The following is a 17,787-nucleotide window of genomic DNA, read 5'->3' as shown; positions in this document are numbered from 1 at the left end:
CGACTTTGAAAGACCGGGTAACAGATTGTGACCTATCACCTCCGCGATAGTCGATGTCGCACGCCTCGTTAGGCTGAGCCTCGATGAAGACACCGATCGAGGCGTCACCGCTGGCCTGGCTGGACGCGGTGGAGCGGCAACGCCGCGAGGCCGGGCTGCGCCGTTCGCTGCGGCCGCGCCCGGCCGTGGCGACCGAGCTGGACCTGGCGTCCAACGACTACCTGGGGCTGTCCCAGCACCCCGACGTGATCGAGGGCGGCGTTGCGGCGCTGCGCATGTGGGGGGCCGGGGCCACCGGGTCGCGCCTGGTCACCGGCGACACCGAGCTGCACCAGCAGTTCGAGTCCGAGCTCGCCGAGTTCACCGGCGCGGCCTCGGCATTGCTGTTCTCCTCGGGATACGCCGCGAACCTGGGGGCCGTCGTCGGCCTGTCGGGCCCGGGTTCGCTGCTCGTGTCCGACGCCCTGTCCCATGCGTCGCTGGTGGACGCCTGCCGGCTGTCGCGGGCCCGGGTGGTGGTGACGCCGCACCGCGACGTCGCCGCCGTCGACGCCGCCCTCGCCTCGCGCGACGAGGAACGCGCCGTCGTCATCACCGAGTCGGTGTTCAGCGCCGACGGCGCGCTGGCCCCGGTGCGGGACCTGCACGAGGTGTGCCGCCGCCACCGGGCGCTGTTCGTCGTCGACGAGGCCCATGGCCTCGGCGTGCGCGGCGGCGGGCGCGGGCTGCTGCACGAGGCGGGGCTGGCGGGCGCGCCCGACATCGTGATGACCACGACGCTGTCCAAGGCGCTCGGCAGCCAGGGCGGCGCGGTGCTCGGACCCGCAGCGGTGCGCGCCCACCTGATCGACGCGGCCCGGACGTTCATCTTCGACACCGGGCTGGCGCCGGCCGCGGTGGGCGCCGCGCGCGCAGCCCTGGCCGTGCTTCGCCACGAGGCGTGGCGGCCGGAGGCGGTGCTGCGGCACGCGCGTTTCCTTGCCGAGGTCTGCGACGTTCCCGACCTGCCGCAGTCGGCGGTGGTGTCGGTGATCCTCGGCGACCCGGCGGTGGCGCTGGCCGCCGCGACGGCCTGCCTGGACGCCGGCGTGAAGGTGGGCTGCTTCCGCCCGCCGACCGTGCCCGCCGGGACGTCGCGGCTGCGGCTCACCGCGCGCGCGTCGCTGGATGCCGCCGAACTCGAGACCGCGCGCCGGGTGCTGACGGATGTGCTCGCCGGATCGTTCTGAGGGTCGCCGTTGACCGTCCTGGTCGTCACGGGTACCGGCACCGGGGTCGGTAAGACGGTCGTCACTGCGGCGCTGGCCAGCCACGCCCGCCAGGCCGGCATCGACGTGGCCGTGTGCAAACCCGTTCAGACCGGCACCGATGTCGGCGACGACGACCTCGCCGAGGTGGCGCGGCTGTCCGGGGTGACCGAGCTGGCCGCGTTGGCCAGGTACCCGCGGCCGCTGGCGCCCGCGACCGCCGCCGAGCAGGCCGGGGCGGCGCTGCCCACCGCCGGCCAGCTGGTGGGGCTCATCCGCGGGCTGGACCGCCCGGGCCGGCTCACCCTGGTCGAGGGGGCCGGCGGGCTGCTGGTGGAACTCGCCGACGGGGGCGTCACGCTGCGCGATCTCGCGGTCGAGCTTCGCGCCGCCGCGCTGGTCGTGGTCGCCGCGGAGCTGGGCACCCTCAACCACACCGCCCTCACGCGGGAAGCGCTTGCGACGCAAGGTGTTGCGTGCGCGGGCCTGGTGATCGGCAGCTGGCCCGACGAGCCCGGGTTGGTGGAGGCCTCCAACCGGTCCGCGCTGGCCGGGCTCGCGCCGGTGCGGGCCGCGCTGCCGGCCGGGGCCGCGGCGCTGGACTCCGCCGGCTTCGCGGCCATGAGCGCCGCCGCGTTCGACCGCGACTGGGTGACCTCGTTGGCCCGCTGATGGTGCATTCGATAGAGCTGGTCTTCGACCCCGACACCGAGGCGGCGATCCGCCACATCTGGGAGGGCCTGGCCGGCGCCGGCATCCCGAGCCAGGCGCCGGCCAGCCGCCCGCACGTGACCCTGGTCGTCGCCGAACGCATCGACCCGGACGTCGACGAGCTGCTGAGACCGGTCGCCCGACGTTTGCCGCTGCGCTGCGCGGTCGGCGCGCCGGTGCTGTTCGGCCGGGCCAGCGTCGTCTTCGCGCGGCTCATCGTGCCCACGGGCGAGCTGCTGGTCCTGCACGCCGAGGTGCACCGGCTCTGCCTGCCGCACCTGGCGCCGGCGCCGATGGCCAACAGCCTGCCCGGTCAGTGGACCGCGCACGTCACGCTGGCCCGCCGCGTCGGCGGCCATCACCTGGGCCGGGCGTTGCGCATCGCGGGCCGGCCTTCGCAGATCGACGGCCACTTCGCCGGCCTGCGCCGCTGGGACGGCAACAAGAAGGTCGAATACCTGCTCTAACCGCCGAACAGCAGGTACAGGCCCGTGAACGTGTAGCCCACCATGACCAGCATCATGGTGAGCTGCCCGGTGAGCTGGTGGCCCGCCGGCAGCAGCCGAAGCGCCTTGTCGTGCGCGGCGACCACCGCCACGATGTGCCCGGTGACCACGCACGCCACCTTGATCCCGGCCAGCACCGGCGGATGCATGGAGAGCACATACGCCACGTGCTGATGTGCCAGCCCCAGCGGGTTCCAGCCACGGCCGAACGGGTCGGCCAGCGCGAAGACGGCCTGCTGTCCGCGCTCCACGAGGTAGGTCAGGTAGTGCGCGAAGATGTAGCCCACCACGATCGGGATCAACGAATGCGCCATCTGGCCGGGCAGCGCGCGGCGTTGCTCACGGTCGACGCCGCCGGTGGCGCGCGCGGCCAGCGAAAAGGTCACGGCCACAACCGAAATGAACACGATCAGCCCGACGGTCCGCAGCGCCGACGACGACAGCGTCGGTGACAGCCCCGAGCCACGCGTGAGCCGATCGGCGAACCCGCGCCACGTCGGCGAGCCGGAGAAGCTGTCGAACGCGGTCGACCCGAGCAGGACCGCCAGCATCACCACGACGCCGGGCCGCACCGGCAGCGACGGCAGATGGTCCAGCGGGTTGCCGATCACGATCTTCCCGGTGTCCGGGTTGCGGCGAAACGGGCACAGCCGCGACACCGCCATGCTGTACGCACCGAACGGGTCGGCCCGTGCCAGCCAGCGCTGCCCGCACAACCACGCCCCGACCAGCATCGCCACGGCGTATACGAGCAGCCAGGTCTTCACCCAGGGCAGCGATGCCGAGTTGGGGCTGGCGAGTTCCATCCACACGAAGGCGAACAGGCCCAGCGCGGCCGGGCGGTATCCCCACCCCTCGGGATAGGGCAGCCTCGGCCGGCCGAGGCGCTGCGGTGTGCCGCGCCGCAGCAGCAGATAGACCGTGCGCATCGGCGAGATCACCCGCCACACCGGGCCGAACGCCAGCGACAGCGCCACCAGCCCGACCCACAGCAGCACATAGAACGCGCCGAGCAGGCCGTTCGACTCCGACTGGGGACCGCACACCCCGGCGAGCACCACCCACACCGCGAAAACCAGCGCCACCCCGGCGGCGATCCAGCGGGTCGCGCGCGCGTCGACCAGCGCGGTCACCCACCCGGGCAGCGGGTGGCCCGGCTTGAGCGGGTCAAACCGCGGTCGCCGCCACGCGAACGCCACCAGCGCGAACGTGAACGTCAGCGCCCAGGCGGCCCCGACCATCGCGTACATGTACGGCACCGGAAGGTCGCCGGAACCGCCGAGACCGTGCGCGAGCACCACCGTCGCGCCGCGGGCGCTCACGGTTGGACTTGGATCGTCGCGATCGTGCGGTCCAGATGGTGCAGCTCCACCTCGACGTTGCCGGGGACGTCGACGCTGAACTGGAAGGTTTGGTTGGGTGCGGCCGCGACCTGGAACTTGTGGTCGGGGGTGGAGTGCACGTGCAGCTCGTCGGCGGCGTCGCTGGTGACCCGCAGGGTGATCGGCTGGCCCACCTTGGCCTGCAGCGTGGTGTTGGTGGGGGTGACCTGTCCCTTGGCGATGGTGACGTCGACGACCGGGCCCCCGGCGGGGGACTGGCCTTGCGGCTGGCCCTGGGTCTGGTTGTGCGCACCGCCGCACCCGATCAGGGCCCACATGAGTGCCACCACCCACACGATGGCGAGGGTGCTAGGAAACCTCATCCCTTAAGCCGCCTTAGGAGCGCCCGGCAGGGGCTGTTTGTCCTCAACCGGCTCCGGCGCGCCCTCGGCGTTGTTCAGGCGCCCGGCACCCCAGGTGAGGGCCGAGATCACCATCAGCGTCAGGATGAGCACCACGATCCCGCCGGCGGTGAACAACCAGGCCGGCGAGTTCTGGTCGCGTTCGCGCTGCAGGATGGTGACCTCCAGGACGAACGGCCGGGTGCTGGACGCCAACGCGGGAACCTCGGGCGCGGGGATGGCGTCGTCGGCCGGTTCGTAAATCGGCACGGCCGTCAACGTGTAACCGTCCTGGACCCGCAGCAGCGTCTTCCACGATCCCCAGACCGGGATCGGCTGGGTGGACCGGTAATGGCCCGGGCCGACCTTGCTGAGCCGGTCGATGACCAGGCCGCGCTGGTTCTCCATCCGTCCCTGCCAGGACAGGGTCGTCAGCCAGTCCGGATCGTCGCTGACCATGCCGGGCGGGGTGAGCTGCACATCCGCGGACACCATGCGCTGACCCGGAGGGCTGGGCTGGTCCGTCAAAGTGACCGTGGCGGTGTTCTGTCGCGGCACGACGATATGCAGCCCGTTGGCCACCGCGCCGCCGATCACCAGCACGGTCAGCACCACGGCCGCGATGCCCAGCCGGCGCCCGGGGAGGCGTTGGGCGGTGAGCACCATGCCGAACATCGCGCCACACACGCCGGTCAACACGGCCACCGGCACCGACATTGCCAGCGCCTCGCCCCATATCCTCGTCGGCCACGGGTAGTGGTACACCGCGCCGATCCACAGCGACTCGAGCCAGAGCCCGGCGGTGGCGACGGCGAGGCCCGAGACGGCGCCGAACGCTATCGGACGCTTGATCAGCGGAGTCAGCGCCACCAGCTCGACGACGAGCGCGGGCCCCAGGTACAGCGGGAACCAGTTGATGGGGGCGCCCAGGATGGGCCCGACCACCAGCGCGACCACGCCGCGCAGGCCGATCGCGAAGAGGGCCGCGATAATCGCTGCGCCCCGGCCCATGGTGATGCGGGCGGCGACGGCCGCCAGCGCGGCCGCCGCGGCGATCAACATCGGCTGGAACACCAGCCGGAATTGTGGGACGCCGAAGTCGAATTCGATCTGGTAGACCGACAAGCCGATGAACAATCCGCCGAAGGACAGGTAGCGCAGGAAGGTGATGAACGCGCCGTGGAACACCTCGCCGGCCGCCGCGGCCTCCTGCGCCTCGCCCTCGCGTTCCAGCATCAGCACCGAGAAGAGCGAAAAGCAGGCACCGCCGATCATCATCAGATGCGTTGGGCCCCAGAGTGTTACGTCCTGTCCGAAGATCCGGTGCCAGATGTCGTCGAGTGGGAAACCGATCATGGCGTACAGGCCGCAACCCGCCATCAGCACGCCGCCGACCGGCGCGTACCAGTCACCCGTGATGCGCACCGCGGCCGGGCCCGGCTTCTCGAACGGCAGCACGACCGCCAACATGCCCGCCACGAAGATCCCGAACAGGCCGATGATGATGAAGTAGTGCGCCGGGTTGGCCAACGGGCCCGGGTCGCGGCCGTTGCCGATGTGCCAGCTGACATCCCAGATGAATCCGAACAACGCGCAGATGATGGAGGTGGTGAAGACCAGGACCGGCAGGGCCACCCAATTGGGGCGGTGGAATTTCTCGCCGAACTTGTCGGCGATCCGGGTCAACCACCGGATCCGGTGAGTGCGATGGGCGTGGCCGACCCACAGCATCACCGCGGCTATCACGACCGCCGCGATCGACAGTCCGATCACCTGGTTGAGGCCGGCGCCGCGCGCCGCCGGCTCGGCCAGATACACCATTTGCGTTGAACTCATCGTCATGCCCTCTCAACCGCGCCGGGTCGTCCCGGGACATTTCATCCGACCATCGCTCCTTACTTCAAGGTAAGTTGGCGACCGAGTTGGTAATGCCCCCATTCGGCGCTCGTCAATCACGCTTTTCGTCGGCGGCGCCGCCTTTGCGCGCAGCGTCGGGCTTGCCGCCATTGCGGCGGTCTTTGAGCGCGACGTACAGGATCACGGCGACGACGACGATCGCGGGCAGGAAGGCGGGGATCGCCAGCAGCAGCATGTGATGGGCGACGTAGTCAACGTGGGCCAGGTACTCGACGTTCGGACGCGTCTGGGCAACAAGCTGGGAAACAGGCTCCGAAACAGTCATTGTGCTGGGATACCCCCGTAGCCCCATGTTGTGCGGCCGTTACCCTACTTTGAACACCGTTTTATTCAGGCTGCCATGACGACGTGGCAGGCGCGGCCGCGCGGCCGCGGACAGACATGCAGGGGAGCACCTGGTGACTCAAGCGGCAACTCGACCGACAGCCGAAGCCGACCACGAAGCCGACTACGAAGCCGACATCCTGGAGGTGGCGCGGCAGCAGGTGCTCGAAGTTGGGCAGGGTTTGAGCCGGGAACAGGTGCTGCGGGTGCTCCAGCTGCCCGACGACCGCCTCGACGAGCTGCTGGCGCTGGCCCACGAGGTGCGGATGCGCTGGTGTGGCCCCGAGGTCGAGGTCGAGGGAATCATCAGCCTCAAGACGGGCGGCTGCCCGGAGGACTGCCACTTCTGCTCCCAATCGGGGCTCTTCTCGTCGCCGGTGCGCAGCGCCCGGCTGGACATCCCCAGCCTGGTCGAGGCCGCCAAACAGACCGCCAAGTCCGGCGCCACCGAGTTCTGCATCGTGGCCGCGGTGCGCGGACCCGACGAGCGGCTGATGACCCAGGTGGCCGCCGGCATCGAGGCGATCCGCAACGAGGTCGAGATCAACATCGCCTGCTCGCTGGGGATGCTGACGGCCGAGCAGGTGGAGCGGCTGTCGGCGATGGGCGTGCACCGCTACAACCACAACCTGGAGACCGCCCGCTCGTTTTTCCCCAACGTCGTCACCACCCACACCTGGGAGGAGCGCTGGGAGACGCTGTCGATGGTGCGCGACGCCGGCATGGAGGTCTGCTGCGGCGGCATCCTGGGCATGGGCGAGACGCTGGAGCAGCGCGCGGAGTTCGCCGCCGACCTGGCCGAACTCGGGCCCGACGAGGTGCCGTTGAACTTCCTCAACCCGCGTCCCGGCACGCCGTTCGGCGACCTCGAGGTGCTGCCGGCCAGCGAGGCGCTCAAGTCGGTGGCCGCGTTCCGGCTGGCGCTGCCGCGCACGATGTTGCGTTTCGCCGGCGGCCGCGAGATCACCCTGGGTGATCTGGGCGCCAAGAAGGGCATCCTGGGCGGCATCAACGCCGTCATCGTCGGGAACTATCTGACCACCCTCGGCCGCCCCGCCGAAGCCGATCTCGAACTGCTCGAGGATCTGCAGATGCCGCTCAAGGCGCTCAATGCGAGTTTGTAAGCCAGCTTGTTAGAAACTGAGAAACCGTGGTTGGGGATCTGGGCGCTCCGGTGAGCGCGGGCATCTACAACGTCTACACCGGGGAATTGGGGGGCACTGCCGTGCCGACGGCGGCGCAGCTGGGCCTCGAGCCGCCCCGGTTCTGCGCGGAATGCGGGCGCCGGATGGTGGTTCAGGTGCGTCCCGACGGGTGGCGGGCACAGTGCTCGCGGCACGGGCGGGTTGACTCGGCCGACCTGGAGGCGCAGCGGTGACCCAGAGGCCTGAGGCATCCGTACCGCACAGGTCGCGGATGCGCGCGATCGTCATTGCGGCACTGGGCGTGGCCGTGACCGGCGCGGCGCTCGGCGGCATGTGGGCCTGGATCGCCCCGCCGATCCGCGCGGTGGTGGCCATCACCCGCGCGGGCGAACGCGTCCACGACTACCTGGGCGCCGAATCCGAGCACTTCTTCGACGCGCCCTGCCTGATGCTGGGCCTGTTGACGGTGCTGGCGGTGGTGGCGGCGGCGCTGGTGTGGCAGTGGCGCGCGCACCGGGGGCCCGCGATGGTCGCCGGGCTGTCGATCGGCATGGTGGTGGCGGCGCCGGCCGCCGCGGGGACCGGGGCGCTGTTGGTGCGGCTCGGCTACGGCGCCGTCGACTTCGATGCGGTGCCGCTGTTGGGAAAGCCGTCGGTGGCCTACGTCATCCAGGCGCCGCCGGTGTTCTTCTCCCACGGGCCGCTGCAGGTGGCGGTGACGTTGATGTGGCCCGCCGGCATCGCGGCGCTGGTGTATGCCGTGCTGGCGGCCGCCGATGCCCGCGACGACCTCGGGGCGCTTCCGGTGACCGGTCGGCCCTCGCCCGCGGCGCCGATGGAGCCGGAGGCGCCGGAAGCCGCGGTGTCATAGCGGGCGGTGCGGGATCTTCCTGCCGGTGATCACCTTGGCGGCGATCTTGGCCAGTCGTGCCATGCCGGCGTAGGTCATCGGGTTGAACATCGTCGGCCACGTCGTCCTGATGAGGTGCTCGGTCAGGGGCCGGCGGGCGAACCGGTCGGTGAGCCAGCGCAGCGTCATCGGGGCCGACAGCGGGTGCAGGCAGATGTGTTCGTTGAACGCGTCCCGGTGGTAGGTGACGCTGGCGCCGCCGGCCGAATAGGCGTGCGCGAGCTGGTCGATGTCGTGCACGTCGATCAGGTAGTCGTGTACCGCCTGCACGATCAGCACCGGCGGCGTGGGCACCGCCGCGCCCAGCTTGATGCTGTCGAAGACGTGCGTGATCTCGGGCGTGGACAGGATCTCTTCGAGCGGCTCGTCGAGATAGTCGCCCATGTTCTTGCCGGCCATCTTCAGGACGGCTTGCACGGTCGTCATGTTCTCCAGCGAGTCGAGCAGGGCGCGCCCCTCCTCGTTGGTGTGCTTCCGGATCATCCGGTCGAGGTCGGGGTAGATGTGGGCGAGCGCGGCCACCACCAGCGCGGGGAGGCCGGCGAGGAAGGTCCCGTTGAGCCGGCGGAAGGTGTGCCCGAGGTCGCCGACGGGCGAGCCGAGCACGGCCCCGACGATGTCGAGTTCGGGCGCGTATTCGCCGCACATTTCGGCGGCCCACGCGCTGGCCAGCCCACCGCCGGAATAGCCCCACAACCCGATGGGCGCCGACGGGTTCAGGGCGAGCAGCTCGGAGCTCAGGGCCGCCCGGATCCCGTCCAGGACGCGGTAGCCGGGCTCATAGGGCGCGCCCCACGAACCCTGGATGCCCTCGTGGTCGGGCACCGAGACGGCCCAGCCTTCGGCGACGGCGGCGCTGATCAGCAAGAACTCGAACTGGCTCAGCGCGCCGAGCGCCTTGGCCCTGCGCCGCAGCGCGTAGGACGGGAAGCAGCGCGACGCCATCGCGTCGATCGCGCACTGGTAGGACAGCAGCGGGCAGCTCTGCCCGGGCGCGCGTCCGGCCGGAACGATCACGGTCGTCGCCGTGGCTTCCGGCTCGCCGTTCATGTCCATCGTGCGGTAAAGCAACTGAATCGCGGTGACCGGCTGCGGGATCAGGCCCAGGAACGCCAGCTCGACTTCCCGCGAGCGCAGCACCGTGCCCGGCTCGGCGTGCTGATAGCCGGGCGGCGGCTGGTAGAACGGGTCGTCCGAGGGCAGCAGCGGGCGCACCTTGCGCCGCAATTCCTCGTGCGGCGGCCGCGCGATCCACTGCGCGCCACGCGTCCCCGCCAGATTGCCGAGTTCAACCATTCGTCGGTCCCTTCTTGGCCATCCGGCATTGTCGCGTATGAACGGGCGGTAGCCAAAACGTAAGCGCCGCGTTGTGAGCCAGTTCTCGTTGATCTGTGCAGCTCACCGGCGTCGGTGTTGACGCCCAATCTACCGGCGTGTCACGGGCGGCGTGTCCGGTTATACCCAGCCGGCGGCATTCAAAGCCCGCTCACAGCTGGCCGGGCGGCCGGAACGCGGCGAATTCGTCGGTCACCCGCAGCCGGGAGTCGGTGAACTGGTACAGCGCCGCGGGCCTGCCCCCGCTACGCCCGGATTGCGCCATGGTGCCGGTCTGGGTGATGACGCCGCGGCGGGCCAGGACCCGTTGCAGGTTGGTCGCGTCGACCTGGTAGCCGAGCGCGGCACCGTAGATGTCGCGAAGCGTCGAAAGCGCGAATTCCCCTGGCGCCAAAGCGAATCCGATGTTCGTGTACGACATCTTGGCCACCAGCCGGGCCCGGGCGTGGTCCACCATGGGACCGTGATCGAACGCCATCGGCGGCAGCGAATTCACCGGATGCCAGCGGGTGTCCGGTGGCAGCTCGGGGGTGGCGGGGGAGGGCACCAGGCCCAGGAACGTCGACGCGATCACGCGGGCGCCGGGCACCCGGTGCGGGTCCGAGAACACCGCCAGCTGTTCCAGGTGGGCCAGCTCCTTCAGGTCGACCTTTTCGGCCAGCTGGCGGCGCACCGACGTGGTCAGGTCCTCGTCGGTGCGCAGCCGCCCGCCCGGCAGGGACCAGGCGCCGCGCTGCGGATCGCGCGCGCGTTGCCATAACAGGACGTTCAGCTGCGGTTTTTGCGTTCGGGGGGCGGCCGTTACCTGGGGAACCTGAAACACCACGGCAAGCACCTCGTGTTCAGTGCTAGTATGGCGCATGTTTTCGATTGTAAGTCGAAAACCTCCCCGCGCGAAAGGACCCGCCCCATGACGGTTTTGGATCGCATGGACTCGCTCGCCGAAAGCGGGGCCGACATGGCCGCCCGTATTGCGAACACGCCGACCGGTTACGCCGGAGTGGACGGCGATGAGCAGTGGGCGGCCGAGATCCGCCGGCTGGCCACGTTGCGCGGCGCCACCGTGCTCGCCCACAACTACCAGCTGCCCGCGATCCAGGACGTCGCCGACCACGTCGGCGATTCGCTGGCCCTGTCGCGGATCGCCGCCGAGGCGCCCGAGGACACCATCGTGTTCTGCGGCGTGCACTTCATGGCCGAGACCGCCAAGATCCTCAGCCCGGACAAGACGGTGCTCATCCCGGATCAGCGGGCCGGCTGCTCGCTGGCCGATTCGATCACCCCGGACGAGCTGCGCGCCTGGAAGGACGAGCACCCCGGCGCCGTCGTCGTCTCCTACGTCAACACCACGGCCGCCGTGAAGGCGCTCACCGACATCTGCTGCACCTCGTCGAACGCCGTCGAGGTGGTCGAGTCCATCGACCCCGACCGCGAGGTGCTGTTCTGCCCGGACCAATTCCTGGGCGCCCACGTGCGCCGGGTGACGGGCCGGGAGAACCTGCACGTGTGGGCCGGCGAATGCCACGTGCACGCCGGCATCAACGGTGACGAGCTGTCCGACCAGGCCCGTGCGAATCCCGATGCCGAACTCTACGTCCACCCCGAATGCGGGTGCGCCACTTCGGCTTTGTATCTCGCGGGCGAGGGCGCCTTTCCGGCCGAGCGGGTCAAGATCCTGTCCACCGGCGGCATGCTCGAGGCGGCCCACGAAACGCGCGCCCGCAAGGTGCTGGTCGCCACCGAGGTGGGCATGCTGCACCAATTGCGCCGGGCGGCACCGCAAGTCGACTTCCAAGCGGTCAACGACCGCGCTTCGTGCAAGTACATGAAGATGATCACCCCGGCCGCCCTGTTACGCTGCCTGGTCGAGGGCGCCGACGAGGTGCACGTCGACACGGACATCGCGGCCGCGGGCCGGCGCAGCGTGCAGCGCATGATCGAGATCGGCCAGCCGGGCGGCGGTGAATGATGGGCCGTCCCGTTTGGACCGATGCGGCCGATGTCGTCGTGATCGGCACCGGCGTTGCGGGTTTGGCCGCCGCGCTGGCCGCCCATCGCGCCGGCCGTAGCGTCGTCGTCCTGTCCAAGGCGGACCAGGCGCGCGGGGCGACCGCGACGCACTACGCCCAAGGCGGCATCGCCGTGGTGCTGCCGGACAACGACGATTCCGTCGACGCCCACGTCGCCGACACGCTGGCCGCGGGGGCGGGCCTGTGCGATCCCGAGGCGGTGTGCTCGATCGTCGCCGACGGCTATCGCGCGGTGTCCGAATTGGTCGGCGCGGGAGCGCGTTTCGACGAGGCCGCGCCCGGCCGCTGGGACGTGACACGCGAGGGCGGCCACTCGCGCCGCCGCATCGTGCACGCCGGGGGCGACGCCACCGGCGCCGAGGTGCAGCGTGCGCTCGACAACGCCGCGGCCACCCTGGATATCCGCACCGGCCACGTCGCGCTGCGCGTGCTGCACGACGGCGCCTTGGGCCAAGAACGGGTGACCGGTGTGTTGGTCGGCAACGCGGACGGGTACGGGATCGTCAGCGCGCCCTCGGTGATCCTGGCCTCCGGCGGCATCGGGCACCTTTACGGCGCGACCACCAACCCCGAGGGCTCCACCGGCGACGGGATCGCGCTGGCGCTGTGGGCCGGCGTGGCGGTCAGCGACCTCGAGTTCATCCAGTTCCACCCGACGATGCTTTTTGCCGCTTCTGGCGGCGCTGCCGGCGGCCGGCGGCCGTTGGTCACCGAGGCCATCCGCGGCGAGGGCGCGATACTGCTTGACCGGCAAGGCAATTCGGTGACGGCGGGCGTGCACCCGATGGGCGACCTGGCGCCGCGCGACGTCGTCGCGGGGGCCATCGACGCGCGCCTGCGGACCACCGGCGATCCGTGCGTCTTCCTCGACGCCCGCGGCATCGAGGGCTTCGAAGGGCGGTTCCCCACCGTCACCGCCGCGTGCCGGGCCGCCGGCATCGACCCGGTCAGCCAACCCATCCCGGTGGTTCCCGGCGCGCACTACAGCTGCGGCGGCGTGGTCACCGACGTGTACGGCCAGACGGAGCTGCCCGGCCTGTTCGCCGCGGGCGAGGTGGCCCGCACCGGAATGCACGGCGCAAACCGCCTGGCATCCAACAGCTTGCTGGAGGGTCTGGTGGTCGGGGGCCGCGCGGGAAAGGCGGCGGCCGCGCACGCGGCGTTGGCCGGCCGGCCGCGTGCCGTGCCGTTCAAGGCGCCGGAGCCGATGACGACCTGCACGGCACCGCCGCGCGCCGAGCTGCAGCGCGCGATGAGCCGTGACGCCTCGGTGGTGCGCGATGCCGCCGGCCTGAACCGTTTGTCGGACAAGCTGTCCGGCGCGCCGGTCCGCCACGTCGCCGGCCGGCGTGACTTCGAGGACGTCGCGCTGACGCTGATCGCGCGCGCGGTGACCGCGGCGGCCTTGGCGCGCAACGAAAGCCGCGGTTGCCACCACCGCGCGGAGTACGCCGACGCCGCGCCCGAACAGGCCCGCAGCAGCGTGCTCCGGCTGGCCGAGGGCTCGGTGCAGGTGGAGGCGCTGGCGGCGGTGGGTTGACGATGCTGTCCGACGGCGAGCTCGACGCCGCGCGGGACACTATTGGCCGCGCCCTGCACGAGGACCTGCGCTACGGGCCCGACGTCACCACGCTGGCCACGGTGCCCGACGGCGCGGTGGCCACGGCGTCGATGGTGCCGCGCGAGCCCGGCGTGATCGCCGGAGTGGACGTCGCGTTGCTGGTGCTCGACGAGGTGCTCGGCGCCGGCGGGTATGAGGTGCTCGATCGCGTCCAGGACGGTGCGCGGCCGCAGCCCGGCGAGTCGGTGCTGACGGTGCTGGCGCAGACCCGCGGCCTGTTGACCGCGGAGCGGACCATGCTGAACCTGATCTGCCACCTGTCGGGGATCGCCACCACGACCGCGGCGTGGGTCGAGGCGGTGCACGGCACCAAGGCCAAAGTCCGCGACACCCGCAAGACGCTGCCCGGCCTGCGGTTGCTGCAGAAATACGCCGTGCGGGTCGGCGGGGGTGTCAACCACCGGCTGGGGCTTGGTGACGCGGCGCTGATCAAGGACAACCACGTCGCGGCCGCGGGCTCGGTGGTCGACGCGCTGCGCGCGGTGCGCGACGCCGCACCCGAGCTGCCGTGCGAGGTCGAAGTCGATTCGCTCGAGCAGCTCGACGCGGTGCTGCCCGAAAAGCCCGAACTGATTCTGCTGGACAACTTTCCGGTGTGGCAGACGCAGATGGCCGTGCAGCGCCGGGACGCCCGCGCGCCCGCGGTGCTGCTCGAATCGTCCGGCGGGCTGAGCCTGGACAACGCGGCCACATACGCCGCGACCGGCGTTGACTACCTGGCCGTCGGCGCGCTGACCCACTCCGTGCGCGTGCTCGACATCGGCCTGGACATGTAGTCGGTGGTCCGCAGCGCGCACCGCAGCGCCCGTGGTGTATGGCCGAGATGTGCTCGCACCACGCGAGTCAGGTGCGATTGGTCGGCGAACCCGAGCGCCGCGGCGATGTCGGCCAACGTCGACGTGCCGGCCTGCAGCCGCTCGAGCGCTCGGCCGACCCTGACTCTGTTGCGATAGGTCGTCAGCGTCACGCCGAGCTCCTTCGGGAAAGCGCGGCTCAATCGGTATGGTGACGCGTCCAGGAACTCGGCGAGTGGGAACAAGCCGCGCGCCGCCGGGTGGTCGTCGTGGATGGCGGCGCGGGCTTGCTGCACCAGCCGGGCGTCCGCGGGAACCGGCGGGTCGGCCAGCGGCATGCGCCGGTCGGTGGCCCGCCGCAACGCCGTGACGGTGAGCCCCAGCAGGTTCTCGGCCAGCCGGTAGTCGATGTCGGCGGTGGCGAATAGGCGCCGGTGCGCGAGTTCCAACGCGGCGTCGACGTAGAAGGTCGAGTGACGCATTCCACCCGTCTCGCCGACGAGCTGCCGCCACGACGTCGCGCTCAAGCGCACCGCGGTACAGGCGTCCCCGCCGCACGGATGCGCGAACTGGTCTTCGTCCCCCGGCGCGCCGAGGTATCCGACGGTCGGGTCGAGGTCGACCGGCCCGTCCGCCGCTCGCCGCCGGAAGCGGCCAGACCTCACCAACACCAGCCGTCCGTCGTCCGGGCGCTCGGCCGCCGACCAGCCCGGCCGGTCGGGTCGGCACGTCCACGCCTGCAGGCTGAACTGCGGCCGGACGGCGAGGGTCGCCATCGACAGCACGGCGCCAGGCTACCGCCGGGGTGTGACAGCCGCCCGCAAGAATGTCCAAGACCGCGCGGCGGCCGGTCGCCAAGCTGGGGTCATGGCATCGATACGCACCGAGTTCGAAATCCAGACCGACGCCGACCGGGTTTGGGAGGTCATCGGGGACTGGGCGGACGGACCGGTCGGCATGGCCCACGGCCACGTGGTGTCGTCACACGCCGACGGCGACATCCGGGTGGTGACGTTCGCCAAGGGCAGCGTCGCTCGCGAGCGGCTGATCGCCCGCGACCAGACCGCGCGCCGAATCGTCTACTCGCTGATCGGCGACACGGTGTGCCCCGAACACGACAACACGGCGATGCAGATCGTGCCCGATGGCCCGGGGCGCTGCCGGTTCGTCTGGTCGCGCGACGTGCTGCCCGACGAGTTGGCCGGGCCATTGCTGACCGCCATGGAGGAGGCCGCCCCGATCATCCGGCGGACGCTCGAAAGCGCCCACACGGCCGCAACGGCCCCCGGGGCAGGCGCACGGCGAAAGCCTCTAGCGGCTCAACAACGTGCGCGCCGCGGGCTTGGCGGCGTCGAGCGCACCGGCAGCACCGGCGATCCTGGACAGGATGAGCGCCCCCTCGATCAACGAAATGACCGCTAATGCAACCGCTTTCGCGTCGTTGTCTTGCCAGCCGTCGGAGCGCAGTCGGTCCTCGACCGCGGCGCACCAACCGTTGAAGGCCCGTGCCGACGCCTCCCGCACCAGCGGGCTGGCGTGCACCGACTCGGTGGCGATCGGCTCGATGGGGCAGCCGTCGCGCCGGTCGCCGGCCAGGCCCGCCGCCAGCAGGTCGACCCAACGATCGATGATGTCGGCCACCGGCCGGCCGGTCGCCAGGAAGCGGCGCAGCAGCTGCTCGATGCCGGCCCCCTCGCTGTCCACCACCGCGGCGGCCAGCTGCTGCTTGCCCAGGGGGAAGTGGTGATACAGCGAGCCGGGCCTGACGCCGGCCTCCTCGAGGATCTGGTTGAGCCCGGTCGCCGCGTAGCCCTGGCGCCGGAACAGGGTGGCGGCGCTGTCGATCAGCGCCGCGCGGCTGCGATCCGGTCTGGGCACGCTATTGACTTTACTTGAGTGATCGCTCAAGAATGCTGAGATGAGGCAGCTGACATACGAAGAGACCGGGCGATACGGGTGGCGCGAGGCGCCCGAACCGCAGCTCACCGCGCCGGAACAGGCGCTGGTCAGGCCTCTCGCGGTGGCCTGTTGCGACCTCGACGTCGCGGTCGCCCACGGCGGGGCGCCGCTTCCGCCCGGGTACGCGGTTGGCCATGAGGGGCTGGCCGAGGTCGTAGCGGTCGGGGATGGCGTCAGCGCCGTGCGGGCCGGCGACCGGGTGGTGGTGCCGTTTCAGATCAGCTGCGGCGACTGCCGCGAATGCCGGCGCGGGGCCACGGGCTCATGCGGCTCGGTGCCATTGATGGCGATGTACGGGCTGGGCCCGCTCGCCGGCCTGGACGGCGGCGGCTTCATGTCCGACCTGGTGCTGGTGCCGTACGCCGACGCGATGCTCATCCCGTTTCCCGACGGCGTCGAACCCATCTCGATCGCGTCGCTGTCCGACAACATCCCGGACGGCTGGCGGGCCGTCGGGCCCTACGCGGCCGAGTTGGCCGCGCTCGATCCGGTCGACCGCCGCGTCCTGGTGGTCGGGCGGCTGTCGATCGGGCTCTACGCGGCGGCGCTGGCCGCCGCGCTCGGTGCCCACGTCGACTATGTCGACACCGATCCGCGGCGGCTCGCGGCGGCGGAGAAGCTCGGCGCGGTCGCCCACGATCGGGACAAGCCGGACAAATCCTGGGCTCCCTATCCGGTCACGGCGCACACCTCGGGCGACCCCTCGCTGTTGACCGCCACCCTGCGCGCGACCTGGCCGGACGGTGTGTGCACCGACACCGGCATCTACTACCAGCCCACAGTGGATTTGCCGATGCTGCACCTCTACACCCGCGGCGTGCGCTTCATCACCGGACGGGTGAACGCGCGCGCCGCCATCCCGCAGGTGCTCGCGCTGCTGGCCGGCGGTTGCGATCTGTCGCCGGCCGTCGACCGCGTCGTCGCATGGGACGACGCTCCTTCGGCCTGGCCGACGATGACCGGCAAGACGGTCTTCACCAGGGCATCGGCCGGCTGACTGTGCGCCTGGGGCTTTGCGTGGGAATCGTGGGCGGAAAATCGCCGACACCCGCCGTGGGTTCACCCGCAAAGCCGTCAGCGCACACCCAATCGCAGAGCGAAAGTCAGGCGATGTCGCTGACGAAAACCCCGATCCGGCGCAGCTGAAATCGCGCCATGAACGGCAGGCTTTGAGCGTCCGGGCCCTCGTAGCCGGCGGGCAGGATCCGCGGATTGGTGATGTGCACCACGCGGTTGCGGCTGAGCGCCACGTCCGCTTCGCCGGCGGCCAGCACGTTCTTCACCCAGTTGGTCTTGCCGTGGCCCAGTGCGATCGCCAACACGTTTCCCTTGCGGTACGGCGTGATGATGGTCTCGTACGGCGTGCCCGACGTGCGGCCGCGGTGCTTGATGGTCGCGGTCCCGGGCATAAAGCGCGTGATCGGCTTGATCGCCCGGTTGAGGTACTTGACCTGCAAGCGCTCAAACCAGACCGGGAATACCATCGGGACGCCCGGTGCGTTGTTCGGGTGATCCTTCGCGGACATGACGGCCACACTACCGGTCCGATATCCAGTTGAGCTGCT

20 protein-coding genes are annotated in these 17,787 nt (G+C 70.8%); 11 read left to right on the top strand and 9 right to left on the bottom strand.

Annotation, left to right across the window (positions count from 1 at the left end; all coding sequences use genetic code 11):
• Positions 1-83 precede the first annotated feature (83 nt).
• From A5764_RS10885 to A5764_RS10875, 3 genes are read left to right on the top strand one after another with little or no spacing between them, the layout of a single operon-like run.
• Complete coding sequence (locus A5764_RS10885; RefSeq protein ID WP_067112908.1) at positions 84-1,229, top strand: 8-amino-7-oxononanoate synthase; 1,146 nt, start codon at positions 84-86, stop codon at positions 1,227-1,229.
• Positions 1,230-1,238: 9 nt separating this feature from the next.
• A complete protein-coding gene (gene bioD / locus A5764_RS10880; RefSeq protein WP_067112906.1) occupies positions 1,239-1,919 on the top strand; it encodes a dethiobiotin synthase in 681 nt (226 codons plus the stop codon).
• The gene (locus A5764_RS10875; RefSeq protein ID WP_067112897.1) at positions 1,919-2,425 is read left to right on the top strand and encodes a 2'-5' RNA ligase family protein; all 507 of its coding nucleotides are present in this window, start codon (positions 1,919-1,921) and stop codon (positions 2,423-2,425) included. The genes bioD and A5764_RS10875 overlap by 1 nt, the downstream gene beginning before the upstream one ends.
• Here the strand turns inward: A5764_RS10875 and A5764_RS10870 are convergent.
• The 4 genes from A5764_RS10870 to A5764_RS28220 all read right to left on the bottom strand — a co-directional run bounded on the left by A5764_RS10870 (position 2,422) and on the right by A5764_RS28220 (position 6,369).
• Positions 2,422-3,714 (bottom strand): hypothetical protein, encoded by a 1,293-nt coding sequence (locus tag A5764_RS10870; RefSeq protein WP_369807304.1) that lies wholly within the window; start codon positions 3,712-3,714, stop codon positions 2,422-2,424. The genes A5764_RS10875 and A5764_RS10870 overlap by 4 nt on opposite strands.
• Positions 3,715-3,782: 68 nt before the next feature.
• Positions 3,783-4,169 (bottom strand): hypothetical protein, encoded by a 387-nt coding sequence (locus A5764_RS10865; RefSeq protein ID WP_067112895.1) that lies wholly within the window; start codon positions 4,167-4,169, stop codon positions 3,783-3,785.
• Positions 4,170-4,172: 3 nt separating this feature from the next.
• A complete protein-coding gene (locus A5764_RS10860; RefSeq protein ID WP_231989675.1) occupies positions 4,173-6,029 on the bottom strand; it encodes a hypothetical protein in 1,857 nt (618 codons plus the stop codon).
• Positions 6,030-6,135: 106 nt separating this feature from the next.
• Entirely contained in the window at positions 6,136-6,369 is a 234-nt protein-coding gene (locus A5764_RS28220; RefSeq protein WP_156664616.1) for a hypothetical protein, read from the bottom strand.
• A gap of 133 nt (positions 6,370-6,502) precedes the next feature.
• Here A5764_RS28220 and bioB point away from each other — a divergent pair, with 133 nt between their 5' ends.
• From bioB to A5764_RS10845, 3 genes are read left to right on the top strand one after another with little or no spacing between them, the layout of a single operon-like run.
• Entirely contained in the window at positions 6,503-7,552 is a 1,050-nt protein-coding gene (gene bioB, locus A5764_RS10855) for a biotin synthase BioB (protein WP_067112892.1), read from the top strand.
• Positions 7,553-7,578: 26 nt separating this feature from the next.
• On the top strand, positions 7,579-7,806 hold the full coding sequence (locus A5764_RS10850) for a hypothetical protein (protein WP_067112889.1): 228 nt from the start codon (positions 7,579-7,581) through the stop codon (positions 7,804-7,806).
• Positions 7,807-7,844: 38 nt separating this feature from the next.
• On the top strand, positions 7,845-8,444 hold the full coding sequence (locus A5764_RS10845; protein ID WP_082951640.1) for a DUF2567 domain-containing protein: 600 nt from the start codon (positions 7,845-7,847) through the stop codon (positions 8,442-8,444).
• Here A5764_RS10845 and A5764_RS10840 read toward each other — a convergent pair.
• Complete coding sequence (locus tag A5764_RS10840; protein ID WP_067112883.1) at positions 8,439-9,779, bottom strand: lipase family protein; 1,341 nt, start codon at positions 9,777-9,779, stop codon at positions 8,439-8,441. The two genes, A5764_RS10845 and A5764_RS10840, sit on opposite strands and share 6 nt — an antisense overlap.
• 190 nt (positions 9,780-9,969) lie before the next feature.
• Positions 9,970-10,680, bottom strand: a complete 711-nt coding sequence (locus tag A5764_RS10835; RefSeq protein ID WP_067112880.1) for an NUDIX domain-containing protein — start codon at positions 10,678-10,680, stop codon at positions 9,970-9,972.
• 48 nt (positions 10,681-10,728) lie between these two features.
• Here A5764_RS10835 and nadA point away from each other — a divergent pair, with 48 nt between their 5' ends.
• From nadA to nadC, 3 genes are read left to right on the top strand one after another with little or no spacing between them, the layout of a single operon-like run.
• Positions 10,729-11,787: a quinolinate synthase NadA gene (nadA, locus tag A5764_RS10830; protein ID WP_067112877.1), complete on the top strand. Its 1,059-nt coding sequence runs from the start codon at positions 10,729-10,731 to the stop codon at positions 11,785-11,787.
• The gene (locus A5764_RS10825) at positions 11,787-13,388 is read left to right on the top strand and encodes an L-aspartate oxidase (protein ID WP_156664615.1); all 1,602 of its coding nucleotides are present in this window, start codon (positions 11,787-11,789) and stop codon (positions 13,386-13,388) included. The genes nadA and A5764_RS10825 overlap by 1 nt, the downstream gene beginning before the upstream one ends.
• A gap of 2 nt (positions 13,389-13,390) precedes the next feature.
• On the top strand, positions 13,391-14,245 hold the full coding sequence (gene nadC, locus A5764_RS10820; RefSeq protein ID WP_197501308.1) for a carboxylating nicotinate-nucleotide diphosphorylase: 855 nt from the start codon (positions 13,391-13,393) through the stop codon (positions 14,243-14,245).
• Here the strand turns inward: nadC and A5764_RS10815 are convergent.
• Entirely contained in the window at positions 14,182-15,039 is an 858-nt protein-coding gene (locus A5764_RS10815; RefSeq protein ID WP_082951641.1) for an AraC family transcriptional regulator, read from the bottom strand. The genes nadC and A5764_RS10815 overlap by 64 nt on opposite strands.
• 91 nt (positions 15,040-15,130) lie before the next feature.
• Here A5764_RS10815 and A5764_RS27390 point away from each other — a divergent pair, with 91 nt between their 5' ends.
• Positions 15,131-15,685 carry an SRPBCC family protein gene (locus A5764_RS27390; protein ID WP_156664614.1) on the top strand — a complete coding sequence of 185 codons (555 nt, stop codon included), beginning with the start codon at positions 15,131-15,133 and terminating at the stop codon, positions 15,683-15,685.
• Here the strand turns inward: A5764_RS27390 and A5764_RS10805 are convergent.
• The gene (locus A5764_RS10805) at positions 15,575-16,141 is read right to left on the bottom strand and encodes a TetR/AcrR family transcriptional regulator (RefSeq protein ID WP_067112849.1); all 567 of its coding nucleotides are present in this window, start codon (positions 16,139-16,141) and stop codon (positions 15,575-15,577) included. The two genes, A5764_RS27390 and A5764_RS10805, sit on opposite strands and share 111 nt — an antisense overlap.
• Before the next feature lie 40 nt (positions 16,142-16,181).
• Between A5764_RS10805 and A5764_RS10800 the strand changes: the two genes are divergently transcribed.
• Positions 16,182-17,219, top strand: a complete 1,038-nt coding sequence (locus tag A5764_RS10800; RefSeq protein WP_067112846.1) for an alcohol dehydrogenase catalytic domain-containing protein — start codon at positions 16,182-16,184, stop codon at positions 17,217-17,219.
• A gap of 106 nt (positions 17,220-17,325) precedes the next feature.
• Here A5764_RS10800 and A5764_RS10795 read toward each other — a convergent pair whose 3' ends face one another.
• A complete protein-coding gene (locus A5764_RS10795; RefSeq protein WP_067113008.1) occupies positions 17,326-17,748 on the bottom strand; it encodes a nitroreductase family deazaflavin-dependent oxidoreductase in 423 nt (140 codons plus the stop codon).
• Positions 17,749-17,787 lie beyond the last annotated feature (39 nt).

Source organism: Mycobacterium sp. 852002-51057_SCH5723018 (assembly GCF_001667035.1).
Lineage (GTDB): Bacteria > Actinomycetota > Actinomycetes > Mycobacteriales > Mycobacteriaceae > Mycobacterium.
Note: the sequence above shows the minus strand (reverse complement) of the source record. Positions and strands in the feature narration are given on the sequence as shown.

Coding starts and splice junctions, on each gene's coding strand:
- A5764_RS10885 (WP_067112908.1), top strand. CDS start 84: ATGAAGACACCGATCGAGGCGTCACCGCTGGCCTGGCTGGACGCGGTG.
- A5764_RS10875 (WP_067112897.1), top strand. CDS start 1,919: ATGGTGCATTCGATAGAGCTGGTCTTCGACCCCGACACCGAGGCGGCG.
- A5764_RS10870 (WP_369807304.1), bottom strand. CDS start 3,714: ATGTACGCGATGGTCGGGGCCGCCTGGGCGCTGACGTTCACGTTCGCG.
- A5764_RS10865 (WP_067112895.1), bottom strand. CDS start 4,169: ATGAGGTTTCCTAGCACCCTCGCCATCGTGTGGGTGGTGGCACTCATG.
- A5764_RS10860 (WP_231989675.1), bottom strand. CDS start 6,029: ATGACGATGAGTTCAACGCAAATGGTGTATCTGGCCGAGCCGGCGGCG.
- A5764_RS28220 (WP_156664616.1), bottom strand. CDS start 6,369: ATGACTGTTTCGGAGCCTGTTTCCCAGCTTGTTGCCCAGACGCGTCCG.
- A5764_RS10845 (WP_082951640.1), top strand. CDS start 7,845: ATGCGCGCGATCGTCATTGCGGCACTGGGCGTGGCCGTGACCGGCGCG.
- A5764_RS10840 (WP_067112883.1), bottom strand. CDS start 9,779: ATGGTTGAACTCGGCAATCTGGCGGGGACGCGTGGCGCGCAGTGGATC.
- A5764_RS10835 (WP_067112880.1), bottom strand. CDS start 10,680: ATGCGCCATACTAGCACTGAACACGAGGTGCTTGCCGTGGTGTTTCAG.
- nadA (WP_067112877.1), top strand. CDS start 10,729: ATGACGGTTTTGGATCGCATGGACTCGCTCGCCGAAAGCGGGGCCGAC.
- A5764_RS10825 (WP_156664615.1), top strand. CDS start 11,787: ATGGGCCGTCCCGTTTGGACCGATGCGGCCGATGTCGTCGTGATCGGC.
- nadC (WP_197501308.1), top strand. CDS start 13,391: ATGCTGTCCGACGGCGAGCTCGACGCCGCGCGGGACACTATTGGCCGC.
- A5764_RS10815 (WP_082951641.1), bottom strand. CDS start 15,039: ATGGCGACCCTCGCCGTCCGGCCGCAGTTCAGCCTGCAGGCGTGGACG.
- A5764_RS27390 (WP_156664614.1), top strand. CDS start 15,131: ATGGCATCGATACGCACCGAGTTCGAAATCCAGACCGACGCCGACCGG.
- A5764_RS10800 (WP_067112846.1), top strand. CDS start 16,182: ATGAGGCAGCTGACATACGAAGAGACCGGGCGATACGGGTGGCGCGAG.
- A5764_RS10795 (WP_067113008.1), bottom strand. CDS start 17,748: ATGTCCGCGAAGGATCACCCGAACAACGCACCGGGCGTCCCGATGGTA.